Source organism: Klebsiella sp. FDAARGOS_511 (genome assembly GCF_003812845.1).
Classification (GTDB): domain Bacteria; phylum Pseudomonadota; class Gammaproteobacteria; order Enterobacterales; family Enterobacteriaceae; genus Klebsiella; species Klebsiella grimontii.
The window spans coordinates 5,723,461-5,742,182 of the sequence record NZ_CP033824.1 but is presented as its reverse complement, the minus strand read 5'-3'; the positions used below and the strand labels follow the sequence as shown (position 1 = coordinate 5,742,182).

Genomic DNA, 18,722 nt, shown 5'->3' with positions numbered 1-18,722 from the left:
GCCGTCGCATGACGGCCTGCGAGGAGCGACAAACCTGCCGGGTGGCGGCTAAACGGCATCCATCTCGTCAAATACCTGCTGTGCCAGATGCATCGTGGCGTTGGCGGCGGGCAGGCCGCAGTAGAGCGCGGAGTGCATAATCAGCTCTTTCAGCTCATCGCGGGTAACCCCGTTGTTAAACGCCGCCCGCAGGTGCATTTTCAGCTCAGCTTCGCGGTTCAGGGCGATCAGCATGGCGATAGTGATCATGCTGCGGGTATGGTGATCGAGCCCCGGCCGGGTCCAGGTCTCTCCCCAGGCGTAGCGGGTAATGAAATCCTGAAATGATTCGTTAAGCGGCGTCAGCTTTTCCAGCGTCTTATCGACATGAGCATCGCCGAGCACCTTGCGCCGTACCTCCATTCCCCGCTGATAACGCTGCTTATCGTCCATGCTTTCCTCCCTGAATAAAACCCAGCAGCGCCGAGCTGAACGCTTTCGGCGCTTCGATATTCGATAAATGCGATGCCGCCAGCACGACCACTTCGGAGACCGGGATCTGCTGATGCAGGAAGTCGGCATCCGTCACCGTTGTGACAGGGTCACTTTCTCCGGCGACGATCAGCACCGGAATCGGGATCTGTACGACTTCTGCGCGCAGATCGGCGGCAGCCAGCGCTTCGCAGCAGGCCGCATAGCCTTCAGCATCAATATGGGTCAACTGGTGACAGAGCGCTTCCACCACTTCCGGCGTCTTCTTGCGAAAGGCGTGGCTAAACCAGCGATCCGCGGCGCCCGCGGCGACCACTTCCATCCCTTCCTGACGCACCGCGCGGGCGCGTGACAGCCAGCCCGCCTGATCGCCAATCCGCGCCGCGGTGTTGGCGACGACCAGGCCGTGAAAGCGTTCCGGCGCAAAGCGCCCCAGCCACAGGCCGGTTAGCCCGCCCATAGAAATCCCGCAGAACCAGGCTTTAGCGATATTAAGATGATCGAGCAGCGCAATCACATCTTCGCCGAGCTGCGCCAGCGTCACTTTACCGTTTTTACGGGTGGCGCCATGGCCGTGGGTATCGTAGCGCAGGACGCGAAAATGCTGCGTTAACGCCTCAAGCTGCGGCTGCCACATCGTCCGGGTGGTGCCCAGCGAGTTAGAGAGAACGATGACCGGCGCGTCTTGCGGCCCGTCTATCTGATAATCAACATTCATGACGTTGCTCCTTATAGCGCGCCACAACCTGGCGCACGAAGAGTGCTGAGCTGCCGGTCGCCGTGGTCGGATCCAGCAGTTGGGTTAAACGGCTGGCGGAGAGATGCTCGCTGACCAGCGGATCGGTTTCTAGCACGCTCAACAGCGAACGTGACGCATCCAGCGCCTGGCGACACAGCGCCTCAACCCGATGATGAGCCTCGGCTTTGCCGACAAACTCCGCCAGTGCCAGGGTGACGGCTTCGGCCATAATCAGGCCATGGGTGATATCGAGGTCGGCGCGCATCTTAGACGGGAAGACCTGCATATCGCGCACCAGCGCTTCGCTCTGCGCCAGCGCGCCGCCGACGAGAGTTATCAGCTCCGGCAGCGTTTCCCATTCGGCCTGCCAGCCGCCCAGCGCCCGCTCGTGCTGCTGAATCTGCCCGGCATAGAGCGTTGCCACCAGTCCTGGCGTACGCTGAGCGGCGGTCAAAATAGCGGCGCAGGAGATGGGATTGCGTTTATGCGGCATGGTGGATGAGCCGCCGCGCCCTTCAGCGACCGGCTCCGCCACTTCCGCCACTTCGGTTTGCATCAGCAGCGAAAAATCATTGGCGAATTTACCCAGCGTGCCGCAGACGCCCGCGTACCACGCCCCCACCTCCAGCAGCCGGTCGCGCTGGCTATGCCAGGGCGTGTCCGGCAGCTGCAGGTCGAGGGTTTTCGCCAGCGCGACGGCGACCTGCGGCGCATGGGTTTTAAGGGAGTCCAGGGTGCCCGCCGCGCCGCCAAACTGCAGCGCCAGCACCCGTGAACGCATTTCCCGCAAGCGCGTCTGCCAGCGCAGCAGCGCATCCAGCGTCCCGGCGAGCTTAAGGCCAAAGGTCACCGGTAGCGCGTGCTGCATCCAGGTCCGGCCCGGCATCACCGTATCCTGATATCGCTGTGCCTGGCTGGCCAACGCATCGAGCAGTTGCTGCAGCAGGGACTCCGTTTCCGCCAGCGCGCCGCGCAGCTGCAGGATAAAGCCGGTGTCGATAGCATCCTGGCTGGTCGCCCCCCAGTGCACGTAGCGCCCCGCCGCTTCATCCCGTTGTTTAACCCGCGCGGTCAGCTGTTTGACCAGCGGGATCGCCAGATTTCCGGCGCTGGCGGCGGCCTGCCCCAGCGCGGCAAAGTCGATGTTTTCGTGCCGGCAACTCTCGATAATGGTATTAAGCGCCGCCTGCGGCACAAGGCCGCATTCGACCTGGGCGCGCGCCAGCGCGGCTTCAAAATCCAGCATCCCCTGCACCCGCTGCGCATCGCTGAACCAGGCGGTCAGCGGACTGGTGCGCATCATCGGGGTCAACAAACTCATTATGGCTCCTTAAACGCGTTCAATAATCAGCGCGATCCCCTGACCGACGCCGATACACATGGTGCACAGCGCATAGCGCCCGCCGGTACGGCGCAGCTGATACGCCGCGGTCATTGCCAGACGACCGCCGGAAGCCCCCAGCGGGTGCCCGAGGGCAATCGCGCCGCCGTTAGGGTTGACGTGCGCCGCATCGTCGGGCAGGCCCAGATCGCGGGTGACCGCCAGCGCCTGAGCGGCAAAAGCCTCATTCAGTTCAATGACGTCCATCTGCCCAAGCGTCAGGCCGGTTTGCGCCAGCACCTTACGTACCGCCGGCGCCGGGCCAAATCCCATAATACGCGGCGCCACTCCTGCCGTCGCCACGCCCACCACACGGGCCAGCGGGCGTAAATCATTGGCGGCCAGCGCCTGCTCGCTGGCGAGCAGCAGCGCGCAGGCGCCGTCGTTAACGCCGGAGGCGTTACCCGCCGTCACCGTACCGTCGGGACGAACCACGCCGCGAAGCCTGGCCAGCGCCTCCGCCGTGGTGCTGCGCGGGTGCTCATCGCGGCTAAAGAGCAGCGGTTCGCCCTTGCGCTGCGGCACCGAGACGGCGATCAGCTCGTCGGCAAAACGCCCCGCCTCCTGCGCCGCCGCCGTACGTAGCTGGCTACGCAGCGCAAACGCATCCTGATCTGCCCGCGAAACGGCGAAATCGTCCGCCACGTTTTCCGCCGTTTCCGGCATCGAATCCACGCCGTACAGCGCTTTCATTTGCGGGTTAATGAAGCGCCAGCCGATGGTGGTATCTTCCATCCGCATCGTGCGGCTATAGGCGCTTTCGGCCTTGCCCATCACAAACGGCGCACGCGACATGCTTTCTACGCCGCCGGCAATCATCAGCTGAGTTTCGCCGCTTTTAATCGCGCGCGCTGCGATGCCGATCGCATCAAGGCTCGAACCGCACAGGCGGTTAACGGTACTGCCCGGTACGCTTTCCGGCAGCCCGGCCAGCAGCAGCGCCATGCGCGCGACGTTGCGGTTATCTTCTCCCGCCTGGTTGGCGCAGCCGTAAATCACATCATCAATACGCGCCGGATCGAGACCCGGGTTGCGTTCCAGCAGCGCCTTCAGCGGCAGCGCCGCCAGATCGTCGGCGCGCAGGGTGGCCAGAGTACCGCCAAAGCGGCCGAACGGCGTCCGCACCGCATCACAGATAAATGCCTGATTCATCATAGGTTCCTTACGCGCTTTCCGCCAGTTGTGCAAAAGTCAGCGCCACCGGAGTGATACGCTGCAGTTCCTCAAAAGAGAGGCCGTTGAAGATTTCCCGCACCACCGGACCGCTTTCGCTGATATCGATAACCGCCAGGTCGGTGTAAATCCGGCTGACGCAGCCGACGCCGGTCAGCGGGTAGGTACAGTGCTCGACCAGCTTGCATTCACCGTCGCGGGTCAGGTGATCCATCATCACGAAGACCTGACGAGCGCCAATGGCCAGATCCATCGCCCCGCCGACGGCCGGAATCGCGTCGGGCGCGCCCGTGCTCCAGTTCGCCAGATCGCCGCTGGCGGAAACCTGATAGGCGCCGAGCACGCAGATATCGAGATGGCCGCCGCGCATCATGGCGAAGGAGTCGCCGTGGTGGAAATAGCAGCCGCCCTGCAGCAGAGTCACATACTCTTTTCCGGCGTTAATCAGCTCCGGGTCCTCTTCGCCAGGCCGCGGCTTTGGCCCCATTCCCAGCAGGCCGTTTTCGCTGTGCAGGAAGATTTCTTTATCGGCAGGAAGGTAGTTGGCGATACGGGTGGGTAAGCCGATCCCCAGGTTGACGTAAGCGCCTTCGGGAATATCGCGGGCTACGCGCTGGGCCATTTCATCGCGAGTCAGTTTTTGCATTACGGGTTCCTCAGGCGCTTTTAGCGGCAGTCAGGTTTTCCAGGGAGTAGACGCGCTGAACAAAAATTCCCGGGGTAATGATGCTTTCCGGGTCGAGCTCGCCGAGGGGCACCAGCTGCGAAACTTCCACAATGGTGGTTTTGGCGGCGGTCGCCATAATCGGACCGAAATTGCGCGCCGCTTTGCGATACACCAGGTTTCCCCAGCGGTCGCCCTGGTGGGCTTTGATCAACGCGAAGTCAGCCTTGATGGGATATTCGAGAACGTAATGACGACCATCAATCTCGCGGGTCTCTTTCCCCTCCGCCAGCGGCGTGCCGTAGCCGGTGGGGGTAAATACCGCGCCGAGGCCCGCACCTGCCGCCTGGATACGCGCGGCGAGGTTGCCCTGCGGGACCAGCTCCAGCTCAACTTTGCCGCGACGATAAAGATCGTCGAAAATCTGCGAGTCGACCTGACGCGGGAACGAGCAGATCATTTTGCGCACCCGACCGGCCTTCAGCAGCGCCGCCAGGCCGACTTCGCCGTTGCCCGCATTGTTGTTGATAATGGTTAAATCGCGGGCCCCCTGTTCTATCAGAGCATCTATCAGGTACGTCGGCTGCCCGGCGGGGCCAAAACCGCCAATCATTATGGTCGCTCCGTCGTGGATCCCAGCGATGGCATCACGTAGCGTCGACACGCTTTTATCAATCATCAGGTCGCTCCTGTATGTGCGGTAATCGCACCTTTATTCGTTGTTCGCACAAAATGTGACCCGCTTAACGATGTCGGTCAAGGGCGATAATCGAAATATGGTGCGATAATCGAACATCGTGTATGTTTAGCGAAAGAATGTGATCGGCGGCAAATATGGAGAAGAGAATGGAGAAACATCCAGACGATTTACTAACGGGCGATAGCGACCCGTTTAAGGGCGATCCGAACTTTATGGCTTCGCTGGCGCGCGGGCTGGAGGTGATCCAGGCGTTTACGCCGCAGCGCCCGCTGCTCTCTATTTCGCAAATCAGCCAGAAGACCGGCATTCCGCGCGCGGCGGTGCGTCGCTGCCTGTATACGCTGAGCAAACTGGGCTTTGTGTACGCCGAAGATGGTAAAAATTTCCAGCTGCGGCCTAAAATTCTGGCGCTGGGCCACGCCTGGCTGGCCTCCACGCCGCTGGCGCGCTCGGCGCAGCCGGTGCTGAAGCATTTAAGCGAAATGCTCAATGAGTCTTGCTCAATCGCCACTCTCGACGGCGACGATATTCTTTATATCGCTCGCGCATCCAGCTCGCGCATTATGACCATCGATCTCGATATCGGTAGCCGTCTGCCCGCCTGGGCGACCTCGATGGGGCGCGTACTACTGAGCTTTCAGCCGGAGGAGAAGCTGAACGATATGCTGGGCCGGGTCACCATGATTCGCTATACCCCGCAAACCGTCGATTCCGTCGCCAAGCTGCGCGCCGAGCTTAAACGCGTCCATCAGCAGGGGTACGCGCTTAACGATCAGGAGCTGGAGATGGGGCTGCGCTCGCTGGCGGTGCCGCTGTTTAACCCCCAGGGGCAGATTCAGGCGGCGCTTAACGTCGGCGTGCACGCCGGGCAGGTTTCCGCGCAAGAGATGCTTACGCGGGTGTTACCCGAGCTACAAAAAGCAGCCCGGGAACTGACGCTGCTGATGCGCTAGCGGCTATGTTTAGCGTGGCGCTCCCAGTTTTCCTGCTTAGCCTCCGTCGATTTACGCAACGCCACGTAGCAGGCGCCGCTGCCTCCGTGGTGCGGTAACGCCGCGCAGAACGCCTGGACTTCCGGGAGCTCCACCAGCCAGCGCGCCAGGTAGCTGCGAATAATATTGGCGTGGGCGTTATCGTCGCGCCCTTTGCCGTGAACGATCAGCACATTTCGCAGCCCTTCCTTCTGCGCCTGAACCACAAAGGCAAACAGCATTTGTCGGCATTTTTCGACCGGCTGGCGCAGCAGATTGAGGCTTGCCTGCTGGCCGTACTTGCCGCGGCGGAGCTTCTCCAGCACGCCGCTTTGCAGGCCTTCGCGCTTGAATTCCAGGGCGGTTGCCAGCGGCACGATATCGAGATAACCGGTGGTCAGGAAATTATCAAGCTGCAGGGTGTCAACCCGCTGCACGGGGCGGGTCTTACGCTCGGGATGCCAGTGAACATCGTTATGACGTTTCAGAGGCTGAACGTCCTCCATGGCGCCAAGAAATAGGGATTTGTCGTCAAGGTTCATGCGCGTTCCTCCAGCTACTGCCGGGTTGTTACTATAGCCGCCTCGCGGCGCCTCCTCAACGCGTTTAACCACCCCTGCTCGATTATGGAAACAGTTGTCGACTCTGACGACGAAACAGCGTGATTAATGATGCGGTTAAGGGCGTCTGCCGCGTATCGCGGCGCTGAATCAGAAAATAGGTGGCTTTAGGTAACGCTTCACGGATGGGGATCATCACCAGCTTATCCGCCATCATCGGGTCGTTGCCAAGTTCGACCGGCAGAATACTGAGAAAATCGCTTTTCACCACCAGGCTAATGCACGAAGAGAAGGTCTCGCAAACAATATCCACCTTTGGCGCCAGCCCGGCCTGGTTAAACATCTCCTGCAGCTGTTTGAAGTAGCTACCGCGCGGCGTCGGCATCGTCCAGTGGCGATCGAGCAACGCCGTCAGTGAAGTGGCTTTTGCCGCCGGGTGACCGGCGCGGGCGAACACCGCGAAGGGTTTCTCAAATAGCTTTTCAAAACTGAATTCATGATCGTACGGGCCGGGATAGTAAGTATTGATGGTGAAATCCAGCTCACCCTGGCGCAGTTCATTAATCATCGCCAGCAGTTGTCCTTCCATAATCCGCACCTTCACCAGCGGATGCTGCTGATGAAAGCGGCAAATAACCGACGGCATCAGCGAACGCGCTACGCTGGCGCCAAGGCCAATATTAATCTGCCCGGCCTGCTCGCCCTGACGTTGCAGCAGTTCATCCTGCGCCACCCGCAGCTCTTCGAGGATCAGGCTCGCATGTTGATAAAAGCTTTCGCCATTTTCGGTCAGCGCCACCCCCTGGCTACGGCGCACAAACAGCTGCGCGGAGAGCCCCTCTTCCAGCTCTTTAATCGCTTTGGTCAACGCCGGCTGCGAAATCGCCAACGCCCGGCTGGCGCCGCGAATACTTCCTTCGCGCGCGACCTCAACGAAGGCGCGAATGTGGTGAAATTTAATCTGAAATGACATGTTGTGTGTGATAACCAGTGTTTATCAGACAGAAGAAAATGACATCTACTGTAATCGATCGTGCTGTGGCAGGTTAAGGATGAGAGTGCATGAAAGTGATAAGCGATAAGTAAAGGCTATCACTTCGTGAACGCCATCACAGTTTTTGCTTATAACGGGAAAGGTTATGCCGCAACTTTATGATTTCATCAACCAGCTGGCGCCAAAAATGGCCGAATGGCGTCGCGATTTTCACCTGCATGCGGAATCCGGCTGGTTGGAGTTCCGCACCGCCAGCAAGGTGGCGGAGATACTTGACGATCTGGGTTATCAGTTGGCGCTGGGTCGCGACGTTATCGATGCCGATAGCCGTATGGGCCTACCTGATGAAGAGACCCTGAGGCAGGCGTTCCAGCGCGCCCGCGCGCAGGGTGCACCGGAACGCTGGCTGCCGGCGTTTGAAGGCGGCTTCGCCGGGGTGGTGGCGACCCTCGACACTGGGAGACCGGGGCCTACGCTGGCGTTTCGCGTCGACATGGATGCGCTCGATCTCAACGAGCTACATGACGATAGTCACCGTCCGCATCGCGATCGTTTTGCCTCCTGCAACGACGGTATGATGCATGCCTGCGGCCACGATGGCCATACCGCGATCGGACTGGGGCTGGCTCACGTGCTCAAGGAGTATGCCGCGCAGCTCAACGGGACGATCAAGCTAATTTTCCAGCCGGCGGAAGAAGGTACCCGCGGCGCGCGCGCTATGGTGGCGGCGGGCGTGCTTGATGACGTGGACTATTTCACCGCCATTCATATCGGTACCGGCGTCCCTTCCGGCACCGTCGTCTGCGGCGGCGATAACTTTATGGCCACCACCAAATTTGATGTGCTGTTCAGCGGTGTCGCCGCCCACGCGGGCGGTAAACCGGAAGATGGCCGTAACGCGTTACTGGCGGCGGCTCAGGCCGCCCTTGCCCTGCACGCCATCGCGCCCCACAGCGCCGGGGCGTCAAGGGTTAACGTCGGGGTCATGCAGGCCGGTACCGGGCGTAACGTGATTCCTTCTTCCGCGCGATTAAAAGTCGAAACCCGTGGCGAAACCGATGTCATTAACCAGTACGTCTTTGAGCGGGCCAAGCAGGCGATCGCCGGCGCGGCGACAATGTATGAAGCCCGTTACCAGCTGCAGCTGATGGGTGCGGCCACCTCCAGCGCTCCGTCGCCGGCGTGGGTGGACTATCTGCGCCAGCAGACGGCCCAGGTCCCCGGCGTTAAACAGGCCGTCGATCGTATCGCTGCCCCGGCGGGTTCCGAGGATGCCACCCTGATGATGGCCCGGGTCCAGGAGCGCGGCGGTCTCGCCTCATACATGATTTTCGGCACCGAACTGAGCGCCGGCCACCACAATGAAAAATTCGATTTCGACGAAAACGTGATGACCCTGGCAGTCGCAACGTTGGCCCGCGTCGCCCTTTACTTTCCCTGGCAGCGAGGCGTGTGATGGAAAAAGTTTACCGATTTGTCGATGACGTTATTGAGGGACGACGCAACGATTTTTGCGCCATAGCCGATGATATCTGGGATCATCCGGAAACCCGCTTTCAGGAGTTCTGGTCCGCCGCGCGTTTAGCCGATGCGCTGGAAGCGGAAGGTTTTCAATTGACCCGCAATGCGGGTGGGATCCCCAACGCCTTTATCGCCAGCTTTGGCGCAGGCCAGCCGGTGATTGCCCTGCTCGGCGAATTTGACGCTCTGGCGGGGCTCAGCCAACAGGCCCGCTGCGCGGAACCCACCTCTATTACGCCGGGAGAAAACGGCCACGGGTGCGGGCATAATCTGCTCGGTACGGCGGCGTTCGCCGCCGCGGTCGCCGCCAGGAACTGGCTACAGCAGCAAGGCAGCACCGGTACCCTACGCTTCTATGGCTGTCCCGGCGAGGAAGGCGGTTCCGGAAAGACCTTTATGGTCCGTGAGGGGTTGTTCGATGACGTTGATGCCGCCCTGACCTGGCACCCGGAAGCCTGGGCCGGGATGTTCAGCACCAGCACCCTTGCCAACATTCAGGCGGCGTGGCGGTTTACCGGCACCGCGGCGCATGCGGCAAACTCACCGCATCTTGGCCGCAGCGCGCTGGATGCCGTGACGCTGATGACCACCGGCAGCAACTTCCTTAACGAACACATTATCGAAAAGGCGCGGGTGCACTACGCCATCACCGATACCGGCGGCGTCTCCCCCAACGTTGTTCAGGCGCAGGCGGAGGTGCTGTATCTCATTCGCGCCCCGGAAATGGCCGACGCCCAGCAAATCTTCGCGCGGATCGAAAAAATTGCTCAGGGCGCCGCGCTGATGACCGAGACCAGCGTCAGTTGCCGCGTCGAAAAAGCCTGTTCCAGCTATCTCCCCAACCGCACGCTGGAAGCGGCGATGTATCAGGCGATATGCCATTACGGCACGCCGCCCTGGTGCGCGGAAGAGCGCGCATTCGCCGCTGAAATTCGCGCCACCTTGAGCGCGAACGATATCAATAACAGCCTGAAAAACATTGCCGACACCGGTGGCGAAGGGGGGAAAGCGTTCGCCCGCCGCCACCGCGAGACGATCCTGATTGACGAAGTGGCGCCCTGGGCGGCAACGGACAACATCCTCGCGGGGTCTACCGACGTCGGCGACGTGAGCTGGAAAGCGCCGGTGGCCCAGTGCTTCAGCCCCTGCTTTGCCGTCGGGACGCCGCTACACTCCTGGCAATTGGTGAGCCAGGGCAGATCCTCCATCGCCCACAAAGGGATGCTGCTGGCGGGGAAAGTGCTGGGCGCGACGGCCATTCGTCTGTTCAGTGACAGGGCGTTATTAACAGCCAGCCAGCAGGAGCTGGAACAAGTCTTAGCCGAAAGGCCCTACCGGTGCCCCATTCCGCAGGAGGTCAAGCCTTCGATTTTAAAATAATCAAAGCCCGTGGATGGCGTACGGCAACGCGTTAAGCGCAAAAAAACAACGGCTGACACGTCCTGGGGTAAAGAGACAACCAACACAACAACGACAACTGAGGAACGCCCATGAGTATGTCATCCATACCGTCGCCTTCCCCCACCGGTAAGCTTTATGGCTGGGTTGAAAAAATAGGTAACAAGGTCCCGCATCCGTTTTTACTTTTTATCTATCTGATTGTGGCGTTGATGGTCGCCACCGCCATCCTGTCGGCGCTGAATATCGGGGTACAGAACCCCACCGACGGCGCGCGAGTCGTGGTGAAAAACCTGCTCAGCGTTGAGGGATTACACTGGTTTTTGCCGAACGTCATTAAGAACTTCAGCGGTTTCGCGCCGCTAGGGGCTATTCTGGCGCTGGTGCTGGGGGCCGGCTTTGCGGAACGCGTGGGCCTACTGCCTTCGCTGATGGTGAAAATGTCATCGCACGTTAGCGCCCGTTACGCCAGCTATATGGTGCTGTTTATCGCTTTCTTTAGCCATATCTCCTCCGATGCCGCGCTGGTGATTATGCCGCCGCTGGGCGCCCTGATGTTCCTCGCCGTCGGCCGCCATCCGGTTGCCGGGCTGCTGGCGGCCATCGCCGGCGTCGGCTGCGGCTTCACGGCCAATCTGCTCATCGTTACTACCGATGTCCTGCTCTCTGGCATCAGCACCGAAGCGGCAAAAACCCTTGACGCCTCGCTCCACGTCAGCGTTATTGATAACTGGTATTTTATGGCAACCTCAGTGATCGTTCTCACGCTGGTTGGCGGGTTGATTACCGATAAACTGGTGGAACCGCGGTTAGGTCAATGGCAAGGCAACAGCGATGAAACGCTGCAGGCGTTGACGCCGGAACAGCGCTTCGGCCTGCGCGTGGCTGGCGTGGCCGCGCTGTTATTTGTGGCGGTTATCGCGCTGATGGTCGTGCCGGAAAACGGTATTCTGCGCGATCCCATCAAGCATACCGTGATGCCTTCGCCGTTTATAAAAGGCATCGTCCCGCTCATTATCTTTTTCTTCTTCGTCGTTTCACTGGCTTACGGCATTGCCACTGGCAAAATTCGCCGTCAGGCCGATCTGCCGCAGTTGATGATTGAGCCGATGAAGGAGATGGCAGGCTTTATCGTGATGGTCTTCCCGCTGGCCCAGTTCGTCGCCATGTTTAATCGAAGCCACAAAAAACACAGATTATAATATATACTTTAAAATCAATTTGTTACATTAAAATACTGTATTTAACGCCAGTATTATTATGGATTGTTTTTGCCTATTTCCTTCCGTTTTATTATCATCAGCACCCCACACAGCACCCCATGAAATTTAGGTAAGGAGCAGGGGTATGGCCTTCTTCACCATAGAGAAAAGACTGCGTAGTGACGGCACGGCCCGCTATCGTTGTACAGTAGCGGTTAAGAAAAACGGAAAGTATGTGTATCGAGAAAATCAAACCTTCTCGAAAAATACCCTGGCTAAATCATGGGGCGCCAAACGTGTTGCGCACATCGAGGAACATGGCACCCCCGGAGAGTCCGGGCAGCACCTCGATAAGACAATCATCACTGTTGGCGACCTGCTGTCCAGATATGAGAATCATCCAAACATAAAAATCGGCTCATCAAAGAAAAGTTCCCTTCGCGTTCTATCCCGCTCCCCGATCGCGGAGTTGAAAATATCCGATTTAAAGTCTAAAGACATTATCGAGCACTGCCAGATGCGGAAAATGCAGGGCCTGTCCCCCTCCACCATTTCTCAGGATGTATCCTATCTAAGTGTCGTTTTACAGTCTGCGCGTCCGTTATTTGGTGTCACGACTGACTTGAATGAACTGGTTGATGCAAAGGTATGGATAAGAAATATGGGGCTCGCTTCACCTTCACAGAGACGAAGTCGGCGGCCTGAATCATCAGAAGTTGAAAAGTTATATAACGTACTAAAAATAAAAGCGGAAACCGCCTACACCGGCGCCCCGCTTCATCAGATTTTTATGTTTTCAATCCTGACGTGCATGCGTATAGGTGAAGTTTGCCGTATTCAATGGAGTGATGTAGATGAGGAGCAACATTCCGTTATTGTAAGAGACCGCAAAGATCCCAGGAAAAAATCAGGAAACCACATGTCAGTCCCCTTACTTGGGGATGCATGGCGAATACTGAAGATGCAGCCTCATATTGACGATCGGGTGTTTCCTTTCAACCCGAAAAGCATAACTGCTATGTATCGGCGCGTTCGCGATGAGCTGGGGATTGAGGATTTGAGATATCACGACCTACGCCGCGAGGGGGCGAGTCGGCTGTTTGAGGCGGGGTTCAGCATTGAGGAGGTAGCGCAGGTCACCGGCCATCGGTCGCTGAATATCTTGTGGCAGGTCTACACTGAGCTATTTCCGAAAACGCTTCACGATAAATTTGACAAATTACAGAAAAATAAAGGTATTAAGTAAAGCGCCAGCCCCTCACTCAGACAGACTCGACGTGCGACTGTCTGGTGGGGCCCATCAAACAGGACTATCATCCTGCCTCATATCGTTGATCACGTGCGTTGCGACTCCGAGTACTTCCACGTCTTCCAGCGCCTCACCTTCGATGCTCTCTCCTTCCACTGTGATGAACGACTGCCCCATCAGCTTTGCAAACTGCAGTTCGCCCGCACAACGGATAAGCACAACACTTCCCTGTGTCACTTTTAACGATACGTCCAGAACAACGAAGCCGCGATCAGTCTCTATAATCTGAGAGTTCGCGCCAATGTTGCACGCAGCCGTTACAGTCAGTCTCTGCTCAACGTAGTCGGCGGCCGGTGAAGGAAAATAGCTGGCAGTCATTACATAACCCTCCCCATGTTGCGGAGAATCCACAACCGGTTTTCTGTGTGCTCTGGAGTTTTGTCAGCGAAGCAACTCTGATAACGCTCAATCCAGCAGTTAGCTTCTGACTCTGAGAAGTGAATGCCCCGCAGCATCAAAGAAGAGATGAAGTCTCGCGTGTATAGATACTGATAGCCTTTCGAGTTACGAAGAATTGCCTCCCGAAATGCCTGGTTGATATCTGATTGTCGAAGCATGATCTTCCCTCCCATAAATACTGTTTATGCATACAGTAATTTTGTTTAAAGGGAAGATCAAGAGAGGTTGCGGCTATCAATTTTCATGGCAGCTGCAAGTTTCTACAATCACTGTATTAACCCAAATCGTTAATGCCCCATGCCGCATTAAGATACGCACTGATGCTGTCGATAACAGATGCTACTTCGGCCTGGGTTAGTGCTGCTTCAAAAATCAGCTCCATGCCCATAGTGATATCCGCTCCGGCTGGATACGCTGCACCAGCATGATGCGACCCTATCCTGATGGTTCTGCCAGTGTATGCAGTCCTGTTGGTTAGCGTACGTGAACCTTGCCATGCAAGCGCACCTCCCTGCCGCCCACCGATTCTGGCAATGTTATTATCGCCGTCAATCAGTGACACAAAGGCCGCCCATTTCGTCACGTCATAATTGGTCGTGAAATTATTAATCATGTTAGTCGGGGTGGCATTGTTGTCTTCAACAAAGGCACCATACAAACTCTGCGACGAAAACATGAAAGCAAGGCCATCCCCCCGGTAGACGATCGGTGAGCCCGAGTAATTGTAGTTCCCCATCATGAACGCCTGTTGCTGCTCGGTGGCCGCCGTCGGTTTTACCGGCTTACAGATCACGATATGGGTCTGGTTCCTGGTAGACACCCTGCCTGTATCGAAACAGTTACTGAAATTACACACAGCGCCAAAGGTCGGGGAAATTGTCGGTGTGCCTACCATGGTCAGCGGAGTGGCGCTGTCAGCCAGATTCCTGATGCTCAGCGCGGCATTGCCGCCCTGGACATGCATACCCTTCAGTCCGGTAGTGACAGGCAAATCGGGCAGCATAAAATGCCCCTTTTTGGGGTGGCTTCCTGGAATAACAATGTCGCCCAGTTTTGGAATATAAATTGTGCTCATATTTTTTAGCCTTTAATCAGCGCGTTATTAAGGGATGAAGCGATCATGTTTCCGCCAACGGTGCTCGGGTGCAGGTTATCAATGAAGCAGCCAAGCCCGTTCATTTCCGTCCAGGTGTCGAACAGGTCATAAATACTGAAAAACTCACAGTTCAGCGTCTGAGAGAGGTCGTACATTACGTCACGGAAATCAACGAGCGGTGTTACCGCGGTGCCGTTGGTTCTCGGTGGAGCCATGAGGATGAAACCCACGTCAGGCAGTACAGCGCGACAGGCGGCCATATAGGTTTGCAGCGCAGTGCGAAATGTCTGGGTTCCGGTTGAAATGCGGTAGTCGTTGTTACCAAGGACGATGCAAATAACGTCTGGCTGCATTGTGCTCAGGTACTCCGCGATTTTGTCGGAGAACAGCAGGAACTGATCCGCCAGAATCCCAGAGTTTCCGGCTTTGCTCATCACACAACCAGCAACACCGCTACGCCAGAGATAAAAACCGTGGATGGCCACACGCCCAGCGTTACCGTCAGTTTTGACGTAAATCGTCCTAACATCATCCGTCAGTCCCGTCAGCAAAACAGATTTAGTAGTGCCGGTATTCCCACAGACAACCTCAGTCCACTGCGTGACACCGCCCACATCGTATCCGTACTGGAATTTTCCGTTAAGGTCCTGGTAGTAAATACTGCAATCCGTGCAGCGAACGTTCGTCACGTTGAAATAGGCAGTGTTTGTCGTGGTATTAATTGACTGGCCGTCAATACCGCATCCATAAAGTGGTGCTCCGCTTGTTGGAGTGGCATCATATAAATCCCATCCCGCAGAGCGGTATACGTTCGAACCGTCCCGCGCAGCACCATAGTTTGCGGTGCGCCAGCCGAGACCGGCATCTCCGTAATCAGTGTGCAGTAGTCCCGCAATAGCGGTTGCCAGTTCGTTATTTTGCGTCCAGCTGTCGCCGGTCAGCATGAAGTGCGGGCGGACAGCCAGACCCGCCTTAAGCTGCGCTTTCTTCGCTTTCCAGCGCCACAGCGTGCGACTGTCGGTATGCAAAGGCATGTTGTAATAGGCGGTATACATGCGGCGCTGGTATGCGCTGGCCAGTGACGCGCTGATATTTGGGCCGACCCCGCCAGCATCAAATTTTCCATCCTGAAACCAGAACAGTACGTTATCAGCACCATCAGTCATGCCCGGAACGAATCCCGCCGATACAAGCGGGACCGCTTTATTAAGGGCGGGTGAAATAATGGAGTTAATATAGTTCCATATTTTTGTTTTAAAACTCTCGGAAAGAATAGATACATCGAATCCACTATCCCACCAAACCGGAACGTTATTATTGGTATCAATAAACAGAGGAAAGAAAGCGTTTGATACATCATCTATCTGAGAATTAAGTGCATCACCCAGCCGAGAATGAACGTCATCATAAATCATCTGATAGAGAGCTAATGAAATTCGTGATACCGCGAAACCATCATCCCACCAGACAGGAACATTATCAGCACCATCAGTGAAAAACGGAAAATAGTTATCACTGACGTCACCACTCACAACAAATTGATTGATGAAATTTAAAACTGCGTTTATGGCTTCCTGTGACGGCATTACCCTGCCGGTCGGCACCAGTGTCCCGGCAGTATTTATGACCTCAATAGCAAGCGCGCTGTCATCAGCGCTGCGAACATAGGTCGTCGATCCATCCGGGATATTTACAATATCAGCCTGAGCGGCTGACAGAGTCATATACTGACGACTGAGGGGGATCAGGTTCTGCCGTGTTGCCTCTACAACAGCAGCACCATCTGCTGCTATTTGCTCGCGCTGATCGGCAGACTTTTGCTCTATACCAGCCATAGTGTCGCGCTCAATTCCGGTTCTCGTTGTTACACTAAAATCGGGTGAGTTAACAAAAATATCAATTGTCGCGTTATTATCCCATGCATCAGGCATGTCTGATGATGGGACAGCATTACCCGTATTATATTGAGTCATAGTTTCACCAAAGGTGGAGTATAATAAATTATTGACTTAATGCTGGAGGCGTGAAAATGCCATTTTTATATGAGCCTCCTATGCTAAATGGCTTATCACCACAATTAATAACGGTCATCCCCTCTGGCGGCAGCCATTCCTTCGCCCCATTCCATACAATAATATTTACGACAATGCCATCACTATCAATGACTGCCCATGCATTATTATCCATTATGCATACTCCTCAATAATAACAACCCCGTCGCGGCCTGATGAGCCGGGATTTAAAGGTTGGGATTCACCATTAGAACAGCCAGATGCACCAGAGCCATAACCGCCACCGGTATTTGCAGGCGTATTAATCGCCGGAACAGAACCACCAACCCCTAACTGGCTATTTGCACCTCGAGATCCTGCGGCGTAACTGGTGGATACAGCCACAGCTGCCTCAGAACCAGATCCAGAAGTACCTATAATATTCCACCCTGTGGGGCTATTTGAGTTTGTATTTGCCACAGGCTGGAATGGAGGGTTGGCCGGTCCTGCTGGCAATCCAGCCTTGCCTCCAGGTGCTGAGATAAGAGTACCTACGGATGTTGTCCCACCATCCCCTCCGTTTGGTGAAATTGCTGTGCCACCCACGCCACCGCTGCCAATCGTCACCGTGACCGATGATAATGCGGATACATCGTAGATGCCCTCAGCATATGCGCCAGCCCCGCCGCCATTACTTATCGAAACCTGCCCAGCGGCGGTAGCCGGAGCAGCAGAACTTCCAGCCCCCGCTCCCAGAGCTCTGATGCGCCATCTTTTTGCACCGGCTGATTTAGTAATTAGCGCGCTACTGGTAACAACTTGCACACCCAGAAGGCGACTAGACTGGCCCCATGAATCTCCAGACAGTTGGTATCACTTAAATTAGTGATAGTCTTAATACTAGTTTTAGACTAGTCGTTGGAGTCCGAATGATTGATGTTCTAGGTCCAGAGAAGCGCAGACGGCGCAGCGTTCAGGAAAAAATCGCCATTGTTCAGCAGAGCTTTGAGCCCGGAATGACCGTGTCGCTGGTCGCCCGTCAGCATGGCGTTGCTGCCAGTCAGCTGTTCCTGTGGCGTAAGCAATATCAGGAAGGCAGTCTCACTGCGGTTGCCGCGGGTGAACAGGTTGTACCCGCGTCGGAGCTGGCATCTGCAATGAAGCAAATTAAAGAGTTACAGCGCCTGCTGGGCAAAAAAACCATGGAAAACGAGCTGCTGAAAGAAGCCGTTGAATATGGCCGACAAAAAAAGTGGATAGCGCACGTGCCCTTGTTGCCGGAGGATGGCGAATAAGCCTTGTCAGTCGTTGCCTCCGGGTCTCACGTGCGCAACTGCATGCCATGGCCCGTCGGTCGAAGGGCTGGCAGGATCGTCGGTGCAAGCGCAAGCCTGATGATACTGAAGCGCTGGCTCGTATCCATACCGTTATCGACGATCTGCCCACCTATGGTTATCGTCGTGTATGGGCACTGCTGCGCAGACAATCAGAAACTGACGACATGGCGGTGATCAATGCCAAACGCGTATACCGCATCATGCGTCAGAATGCGCTGCTGCTTGAGCGTAAACCGGCAATACCGCCCTCGAAGCGGGCGCATAGAGGGAAAGTGGCCGTTGGAGAAAGTAACCAGCGGTGGTGCTCCGACGGCTTCGAGTTCAGCTGTGATAACGGTGAAAAACTGCGGGTCACGTTCGCACTGGACTGTTGCGATCGCGAGGCACTTCACTGGGCGGCAAGTACCGGTGGATATGACAGTGAAACCGTGCAGGACGTCATGCTGGGTGCAGTAGAGCGTCGCTTCGGTAACAGGCTGCCGACATCCCCCGTTGAGTGGCTGACAGACAACGGTTCAGCCTACCGTTCTCATCAGACGCGTCAGTTCGCCAGAATGGTAGGACTGGAGCCAAAACATACGGCGGTACGTAGTCCAGAAAGCAACGGAATGGCGGAGAGCTTCGTGAAAACGATGAAGCGCGACTACATCAGCATCATGCCAAAACCTGACGGGTTAACAGCGGCAAAGAACCTTGCGGAGGCCTTCGAACATTACAACGAATGGCATCCGCACAGTGCACTGGGATATCGTTCGCCACGGGAATATCTGCGGCGGCGAACCAGTAATGGGTAAAGCGATAAAAAGTGTCTGGAAA

18 protein-coding genes and 1 pseudogene are annotated in these 18,722 nt (G+C 56.6%); 6 read left to right on the top strand and 13 right to left on the bottom strand.

Features of this window, described 5'->3' with window-relative positions; genetic code table 11:
- Positions 1 to 48: 48 nt before the first annotated feature.
- From pcaC to EGY08_RS28815, 6 genes are read right to left on the bottom strand one after another with little or no spacing between them, the layout of a single operon-like run.
- Positions 49 to 432 (bottom strand): 4-carboxymuconolactone decarboxylase, encoded by a 384-nt coding sequence (gene pcaC, locus EGY08_RS28840; protein WP_004119652.1) that lies wholly within the window; start codon positions 430 to 432, stop codon positions 49 to 51.
- Positions 422 to 1,189 (bottom strand): 3-oxoadipate enol-lactonase, encoded by a 768-nt coding sequence (gene pcaD, locus EGY08_RS28835; protein WP_123829292.1) that lies wholly within the window; start codon positions 1,187 to 1,189, stop codon positions 422 to 424. Before pcaD ends, pcaC begins: the two co-directional genes overlap by 11 nt.
- Positions 1,179 to 2,531: a 3-carboxy-cis,cis-muconate cycloisomerase gene (locus EGY08_RS28830; RefSeq protein ID WP_049123315.1), complete on the bottom strand. Its 1,353-nt coding sequence runs from the start codon at positions 2,529 to 2,531 to the stop codon at positions 1,179 to 1,181. Before EGY08_RS28830 ends, pcaD begins: the two co-directional genes overlap by 11 nt.
- A 9-nt stretch (positions 2,532 to 2,540) precedes the next feature.
- Complete coding sequence (gene pcaF, locus EGY08_RS28825) at positions 2,541 to 3,743, bottom strand: 3-oxoadipyl-CoA thiolase (RefSeq protein ID WP_049115851.1); 1,203 nt, start codon at positions 3,741 to 3,743, stop codon at positions 2,541 to 2,543.
- Between the two features lie 10 nt (positions 3,744 to 3,753).
- Positions 3,754 to 4,410 carry a 3-oxoacid CoA-transferase subunit B gene (locus tag EGY08_RS28820; protein ID WP_004119648.1) on the bottom strand — a complete coding sequence of 219 codons (657 nt, stop codon included), beginning with the start codon at positions 4,408 to 4,410 and terminating at the stop codon, positions 3,754 to 3,756.
- A gap of 10 nt (positions 4,411 to 4,420) precedes the next feature.
- A complete protein-coding gene (locus tag EGY08_RS28815) occupies positions 4,421 to 5,107 on the bottom strand; it encodes a 3-oxoacid CoA-transferase subunit A (RefSeq protein WP_087828187.1) in 687 nt (228 codons plus the stop codon).
- 167 nt (positions 5,108 to 5,274) lie between these two features.
- On the opposite strand from EGY08_RS28815, the gene EGY08_RS28810 reads away from it, so the two are divergent.
- Positions 5,275 to 6,081 (top strand): IclR family transcriptional regulator domain-containing protein, encoded by an 807-nt coding sequence (locus tag EGY08_RS28810; protein WP_004119646.1) that lies wholly within the window; start codon positions 5,275 to 5,277, stop codon positions 6,079 to 6,081.
- Here EGY08_RS28810 and smrA read toward each other — a convergent pair.
- Both smrA and EGY08_RS28800 read right to left on the bottom strand, forming a co-directional pair.
- The gene (gene smrA / locus EGY08_RS28805) at positions 6,078 to 6,641 is read right to left on the bottom strand and encodes a DNA endonuclease SmrA (RefSeq protein ID WP_049112153.1); all 564 of its coding nucleotides are present in this window, start codon (positions 6,639 to 6,641) and stop codon (positions 6,078 to 6,080) included. The two genes, EGY08_RS28810 and smrA, sit on opposite strands and share 4 nt — an antisense overlap.
- Before the next feature lie 82 nt (positions 6,642 to 6,723).
- Positions 6,724 to 7,632: a LysR family transcriptional regulator gene (locus EGY08_RS28800; protein WP_004119644.1), complete on the bottom strand. Its 909-nt coding sequence runs from the start codon at positions 7,630 to 7,632 to the stop codon at positions 6,724 to 6,726.
- 166 nt (positions 7,633 to 7,798) lie between these two features.
- On the opposite strand from EGY08_RS28800, the gene EGY08_RS28795 reads away from it, so the two are divergent.
- The 4 genes and pseudogenes from EGY08_RS28795 to EGY08_RS28780 all read left to right on the top strand — a co-directional run bounded on the left by EGY08_RS28795 (position 7,799) and on the right by EGY08_RS28780 (position 13,020).
- A complete protein-coding gene (locus tag EGY08_RS28795) occupies positions 7,799 to 9,109 on the top strand; it encodes a M20 family metallo-hydrolase (RefSeq protein WP_087828188.1) in 1,311 nt (436 codons plus the stop codon).
- Positions 9,109 to 10,554 (top strand): M20 family metallopeptidase, encoded by a 1,446-nt coding sequence (locus EGY08_RS28790; protein WP_004119635.1) that lies wholly within the window; start codon positions 9,109 to 9,111, stop codon positions 10,552 to 10,554. Before EGY08_RS28795 ends, EGY08_RS28790 begins: the two co-directional genes overlap by 1 nt.
- Before the next feature lie 110 nt (positions 10,555 to 10,664).
- A pseudogene (locus EGY08_RS28785) lies at positions 10,665 to 11,756 on the top strand (AbgT family transporter); the annotation flags it as partial.
- A gap of 163 nt (positions 11,757 to 11,919) precedes the next feature.
- Positions 11,920 to 13,020: a tyrosine-type recombinase/integrase gene (locus tag EGY08_RS28780; protein WP_094963460.1), complete on the top strand. Its 1,101-nt coding sequence runs from the start codon at positions 11,920 to 11,922 to the stop codon at positions 13,018 to 13,020.
- A gap of 54 nt (positions 13,021 to 13,074) precedes the next feature.
- Here the strand turns inward: EGY08_RS28780 and EGY08_RS28775 are convergent, their stop codons facing one another.
- The 5 genes from EGY08_RS28775 to EGY08_RS28755 all read right to left on the bottom strand — a co-directional run bounded on the left by EGY08_RS28775 (position 13,075) and on the right by EGY08_RS28755 (position 16,765).
- Positions 13,075 to 13,401: a hypothetical protein gene (locus tag EGY08_RS28775; RefSeq protein ID WP_123829290.1), complete on the bottom strand. Its 327-nt coding sequence runs from the start codon at positions 13,399 to 13,401 to the stop codon at positions 13,075 to 13,077.
- Positions 13,401 to 13,640: a hypothetical protein gene (locus EGY08_RS31345; protein WP_123829289.1), complete on the bottom strand. Its 240-nt coding sequence runs from the start codon at positions 13,638 to 13,640 to the stop codon at positions 13,401 to 13,403. Before EGY08_RS31345 ends, EGY08_RS28775 begins: the two co-directional genes overlap by 1 nt.
- Before the next feature lie 116 nt (positions 13,641 to 13,756).
- Entirely contained in the window at positions 13,757 to 14,557 is an 801-nt protein-coding gene (locus tag EGY08_RS28765; protein WP_123829288.1) for a hypothetical protein, read from the bottom strand.
- Between the two features lie 5 nt (positions 14,558 to 14,562).
- Complete coding sequence (locus tag EGY08_RS28760; RefSeq protein WP_228712766.1) at positions 14,563 to 16,551, bottom strand: SGNH/GDSL hydrolase family protein; 1,989 nt, start codon at positions 16,549 to 16,551, stop codon at positions 14,563 to 14,565.
- Between the two features lie 28 nt (positions 16,552 to 16,579).
- Positions 16,580 to 16,765, bottom strand: coding sequence for a hypothetical protein (locus tag EGY08_RS28755; RefSeq protein ID WP_075209411.1), 186 nt, complete (start codon positions 16,763 to 16,765; stop codon positions 16,580 to 16,582).
- Positions 16,766 to 17,498: 733 nt separating this feature from the next.
- Between EGY08_RS28755 and EGY08_RS28750 the strand changes: the two genes are divergently transcribed.
- A protein-coding gene (locus EGY08_RS28750) for an IS3 family transposase (protein ID WP_096913407.1) occupies positions 17,499 to 18,700 on the top strand; the annotation gives its coding sequence in 2 pieces (ribosomal slippage) (positions 17,499 to 17,814 and positions 17,814 to 18,700; 1,203 coding nt in all).
- Positions 18,701 to 18,722: the final 22 nt, after the last annotated feature.